This window comes from Streptococcus sp. HMSC034B03, from assembly GCF_001838575.1.
GTDB lineage: Bacteria > Bacillota > Bacilli > Lactobacillales > Streptococcaceae > Streptococcus > Streptococcus anginosus.
This window is the reverse complement of sequence record NZ_KV837636.1, coordinates 1-5397: the sequence shown is the minus strand read 5'-3', so window position 1 is coordinate 5397 and position 5397 is coordinate 1. Positions and strand designations below refer to the sequence as shown.

At 49.2% G+C, this 5397-nt stretch carries 1 tRNA gene and 3 rRNA genes; all 4 read left to right on the top strand.

The features are described 5' to 3' along the window. Positions 1–189 precede the first annotated feature (189 nt). The 4 genes from HMPREF2634_RS07840 to rrf all read left to right on the top strand — a co-directional run bounded on the left by HMPREF2634_RS07840 (position 190) and on the right by rrf (position 5396). A 16S ribosomal RNA gene (locus tag HMPREF2634_RS07840) occupies positions 190–1745 on the top strand. 52 nt (positions 1746–1797) lie between these two features. Continuing rightward, a tRNA-Ala gene (locus HMPREF2634_RS07835) sits at positions 1798–1870 on the top strand. A gap of 263 nt (positions 1871–2133) precedes the next feature. Next, positions 2134–5035 (top strand): 23S ribosomal RNA (locus tag HMPREF2634_RS07830). Positions 5036–5280: 245 nt separating this feature from the next. Continuing rightward, a 5S ribosomal RNA gene (gene rrf / locus HMPREF2634_RS07825) occupies positions 5281–5396 on the top strand. The 16S, 23S and 5S rRNA genes sit together here with 1 tRNA gene alongside, the layout of an rRNA operon. Position 5397: the final 1 nt, after the last annotated feature.

The window sequence follows — 5397 nt, the reverse complement described above, 5'->3', positions numbered from 1 at the left end:
AAAAAAGGTATTGACAAGAAGAGAAGGAGATGATATACTAAGATAGTTGTCGCTTGAGGGGCGACAAAGACCTTTGAAAACTGAACAAGACGAACCAATGTGCAGGCGACTGTTTAAGAAGACAGTCCGTCAAACATTAAGAAGAAACAATAAATCTGTCAGTGACAGAAATGAGTGAGAACTCAAACTTTATATGAGAGTTTGATCCTGGCTCAGGACGAACGCTGGCGGCGTGCCTAATACATGCAAGTAGGACGCACAGTTTATACCGTAGCTTGCTACACCATAGACTGTGAGTTGCGAACGGGTGAGTAACGCGTAGGTAACCTGCCTATTAGAGGGGGATAACTATTGGAAACGATAGCTAATACCGCATAACAGTATGTAACACATGTTAGATGCTTGAAAGATGCAATTGCATCGCTAGTAGATGGACCTGCGTTGTATTAGCTAGTAGGTAGGGTAAAGGCCTACCTAGGCAACGATACATAGCCGACCTGAGAGGGTGATCGGCCACACTGGGACTGAGACACGGCCCAGACTCCTACGGGAGGCAGCAGTAGGGAATCTTCGGCAATGGGGGGAACCCTGACCGAGCAACGCCGCGTGAGTGAAGAAGGTTTTCGGATCGTAAAGCTCTGTTGTTAAGGAAGAACGAGTGTGAGAATGGAAAGTTCATACTGTGACGGTACTTAACCAGAAAGGGACGGCTAACTACGTGCCAGCAGCCGCGGTAATACGTAGGTCCCGAGCGTTGTCCGGATTTATTGGGCGTAAAGCGAGCGCAGGCGGTTAGAAAAGTCTGAAGTGAAAGGCAGTGGCTCAACCATTGTAGGCTTTGGAAACTGTTTAACTTGAGTGCAGAAGGGGAGAGTGGAATTCCATGTGTAGCGGTGAAATGCGTAGATATATGGAGGAACACCGGTGGCGAAAGCGGCTCTCTGGTCTGTAACTGACGCTGAGGCTCGAAAGCGTGGGGAGCGAACAGGATTAGATACCCTGGTAGTCCACGCCGTAAACGATGAGTGCTAGGTGTTAGGTCCTTTCCGGGACTTAGTGCCGTAGCTAACGCATTAAGCACTCCGCCTGGGGAGTACGACCGCAAGGTTGAAACTCAAAGGAATTGACGGGGGCCCGCACAAGCGGTGGAGCATGTGGTTTAATTCGAAGCAACGCGAAGAACCTTACCAGGTCTTGACATCCCGATGCTATTTCTAGAGATAGGAAGTTTCTTCGGAACATCGGTGACAGGTGGTGCATGGTTGTCGTCAGCTCGTGTCGTGAGATGTTGGGTTAAGTCCCGCAACGAGCGCAACCCTTATTGTTAGTTGCCATCATTGAGTTGGGCACTCTAGCGAGACTGCCGGTAATAAACCGGAGGAAGGTGGGGATGACGTCAAATCATCATGCCCCTTATGACCTGGGCTACACACGTGCTACAATGGCTGGTACAACGAGTCGCAAGCCGGTGACGGCAAGCTAATCTCTGAAAGCCAGTCTCAGTTCGGATTGTAGGCTGCAACTCGCCTACATGAAGTCGGAATCGCTAGTAATCGCGGATCAGCACGCCGCGGTGAATACGTTCCCGGGCCTTGTACACACCGCCCGTCACACCACGAGAGTTTGTAACACCCGAAGTCGGTGAGGTAACCGTAAGGAGCCAGCCGCCTAAGGTGGGATAGATGATTGGGGTGAAGTCGTAACAAGGTAGCCGTATCGGAAGGTGCGGCTGGATCACCTCCTTTCTAAGGAAAACGGAAGCCATTGGTCGTCATGTTTAGTTTTGAGAGGTCTTGTGGGGCCTTAGCTCAGCTGGGAGAGCGCCTGCTTTGCACGCAGGAGGTCAGCGGTTCGATCCCGCTAGGCTCCATTAGGATAGAATCCTACTGAACTTAATAAAGAAGTGAAGTTGAATACGAGACTAACTTCTTAGGAAAAAAGATAAACTTCCTTGTGTTCATGGAACACAACGTCAGTTTTCTATTTTCTACAGAAGTTTTCGCAAGCGAACCGTCTCTTACTATCCTAAAATTAGCACATTGAAAATTGAATAACGATATCAAATAGTAACAAGAAAATAAACCGAAAACGCTGTGAATATTAATGAGTATATGACTGAGAGGTCAAAGATAAGGTTAAGTTAGTAAGGGCGCACGGTGGATGCCTTGGCACTAGGAGCCGAAGAAGGACGTGACAAACGACGAAATGCCTTGGGGAGCTGTAAGTAAGCGTAGATCCAGGGATGTCCGAATGGGGGAACCCAACAGGTAGATGCCTGTTACCCGTATCTGTTAAGGATATGAGGAGGAAGACGCAGTGAACTGAAACATCTAAGTAGCTGCAGGAAGAGAAAGCAAAAGCGATTGCCTGAGTAGCGGCGAGCGAAAGGGCAAGAGGGCAAACCGAGAAGTTTACTTCTCGGGGTTGTAGGACTGCGATGTGGACTTAAAGATTATAGAAGAAGACCTTGGGAAGGGTTGCCAGAGAGAGTAAGAGCCTCGTATTTTAAATAGTCTTTATACCTAGCAGGATCCTGAGTACGGCGGGACACGAGGAATCCCGTCGGAATCTGGGAGGACCATCTCCCAACCCTAAATACTCCCTAGTGACCGATAGTGAACCAGTACCGTGAGGGAAAGGTGAAAAGCACCCCGGGAGGGGAGTGAAAGAGAACCTGAAACCGTGTGCCTACAACAAGTTCGAGCCCGTTAATGGGTGAGAGCGTGCCTTTTGTAGAATGAACCGGCGAGTTATGTTATGATGCGAGGTTAAGTTGAAGAGACGGAGCCGTAGGGAAACCGAGTCTGAAGAGGGCGCCATAGTATCATGATGTAGACCCGAAACCATGTGACCTACCCATGAGCAGGTTGAAGGTGAGGTAAAACTCACTGGAGGACCGCACCAGGGCACGTTGAAAAGTGCTTGGATGACTTGTGGGTAGCGGAGAAATTCCAAACGAACTTGGAGATAGCTGGTTCTCTCCGAAATAGCTTTAGGGCTAGCGTCGACAGAAAGATTCTTGGAGGTAGAGCACTGTTTGGGTGAGGGGTCCATCCCGGATTACCAATCTCAGATAAACTCCGAATGCCAATGAATTATGGTCGGCAGTCAGACTGCGAGTGCTAAGATCCGTAGTCGAAAGGGAAACAGCCCAGACCACCAGCTAAGGTCCCAAAATAATTGTTAAGTGGAAAAGGATGTGGAGTTGCACAGACAACTAGGATGTTAGCTTAGAAGCAGCTATTCATTCAAAGAGTGCGTAATAGCTCACTAGTCGAGTGACCCTGCGCCGAAAATGTACCGGGGCTAAAACAATTTACCGAAGCTGTGGATCCTTTAGGGGATGGTAGGAGAGCGTTCTATGTGTGGTGAAGGTGTACCGTGAGGAGCGCTGGAACGCATAGAAGTGAGAATGCCGGTATGAGTAGCGCAAGACAGGTGAGAATCCTGTCCACCGTAAGACTAAGGTTTCCAGGGGAAGGCTCGTCCGCCCTGGGTTAGTCGGGACCTAAGGAGAGACCGAAAGGTGTATCCGATGGCCAACAGGTAGAGATTCCTGTACTAGAGTATAGAGTGAAGGAGGGACGCAGTAGGCTAACTCAAGCGTGCGAATGGAAGAGCACGTCTAAGCAGTGAGGTGTGATAGGAGTCAAATGCTTCTATCTGTAACATTGAGCTGTGATAGGGAGCGAAGTTTAGTAGCGAAGTGAGTGACGTCACACTGCCAAGAAAAGCTTCTAGCGTTAATTTATACTCTACCCGTACCGCAAACCGACACAGGTAGTCGAGGCGAGTAGCCTCAGGTGATCGAGAGAACTCTCGTTAAGGAACTCGGCAAAATGACCCCGTAACTTCGGGAGAAGGGGTGCTGGCTTAAAGTCAGCCGCAGTGAATAGGCCCAAGCAACTGTTTATCAAAAACACAGCTCTCTGCTAAATCGTAAGATGATGTATAGGGGGTGACGCCTGCCCGGTGCTGGAAGGTTAAGAGGAGTGCTTAGCGGTAACGCGAAGGTATGAATTGAAGCCCCAGTAAACGGCGGCCGTAACTATAACGGTCCTAAGGTAGCGAAATTCCTTGTCGGGTAAGTTCCGACCCGCACGAAAGGCGTAATGATTTGGGCACTGTCTCAACGAGAGACTCGGTGAAATTTTAGTACCTGTGAAGATGCAGGTTACCCGCGACAGGACGGAAAGACCCCATGGAGCTTTACTGCAGTTTGATATTGAGTGTCTGTGCCACATGTACAGGATAGGTAGGAGCCAAAGAGATCGGGACGCCAGTTTCGATGGAGGCGATGTTGGGATACTACCCTTGTGTTATGGCCACTCTAACCCGGATAGGTGATCCCTATCGGAGACAGTGTCTGACGGGCAGTTTGACTGGGGCGGTCGCCTCCTAAAAGGTAACGGAGGCGCCCAAAGGTTCCCTCAGATTGGTTGGAAATCAATCGCAGAGTGTAAAGGTATAAGGGAGCTTGACTGCGAGAGCAACAACTCGAGCAGGGACGAAAGTCGGGCTTAGTGATCCGGTGGTTCCGTATGGAAGGGCCATCGCTCAACGGATAAAAGCTACCCTGGGGATAACAGGCTTATCTCCCCCAAGAGTTCACATCGACGGGGAGGTTTGGCACCTCGATGTCGGCTCGTCGCATCCTGGGGCTGTAGTCGGTCCCAAGGGTTGGGCTGTTCGCCCATTAAAGCGGCACGCGAGCTGGGTTCAGAACGTCGTGAGACAGTTCGGTCCCTATCCGTCGCGGGCGAAGGAAATTTGAGAGGATCTGCTCCTAGTACGAGAGGACCAGAGTGGACTTACCGCTGGTGTACCAGTTGTTCTGCCAAGAGCATCGCTGGGTAGCTATGTAGGGAAGGGATAAACGCTGAAAGCATCTAAGTGTGAAACCCACCTCAAGATGAGATTTCCCATAACGTTATGTTAGTAAGAGCCCTGAGAGAAGATCAGGTAGATAGGTTAGGAGTGGAAGTTGTGTGAGCAATGGAGCGGACTAATACTAATAGCTCGAGGACTTATCCGAGAAGAAGTAATGAGAACGTGAAGAAAAGCGTATGATTTTAGGGAATCAGCGCAGAAGTCATAGGGACTTCAAGCGGATTTATCTAAATCACTAGCTTTTTAGTTCGAATACAATTACTTAAGTAATGAAGGCAGATCTAGTAAGGATTTAGCCGGAGTACAATTTCATTGAGAAAGATAGCGTAGAGGTAAATCTTTTACAATTTGAGACGTTATTCAATTTTGAGTGTGTTAGATACTCAGCAGTTAAGTGATGATAGCCTAGGAGATACACCTGTACCCATGCCGAACACAGAAGTTAAGCCCTAGAACGCCGGAAGTAGTTGGGGGTTGCCCCCTGTGAGATATGGTAGTCGCTTAGCA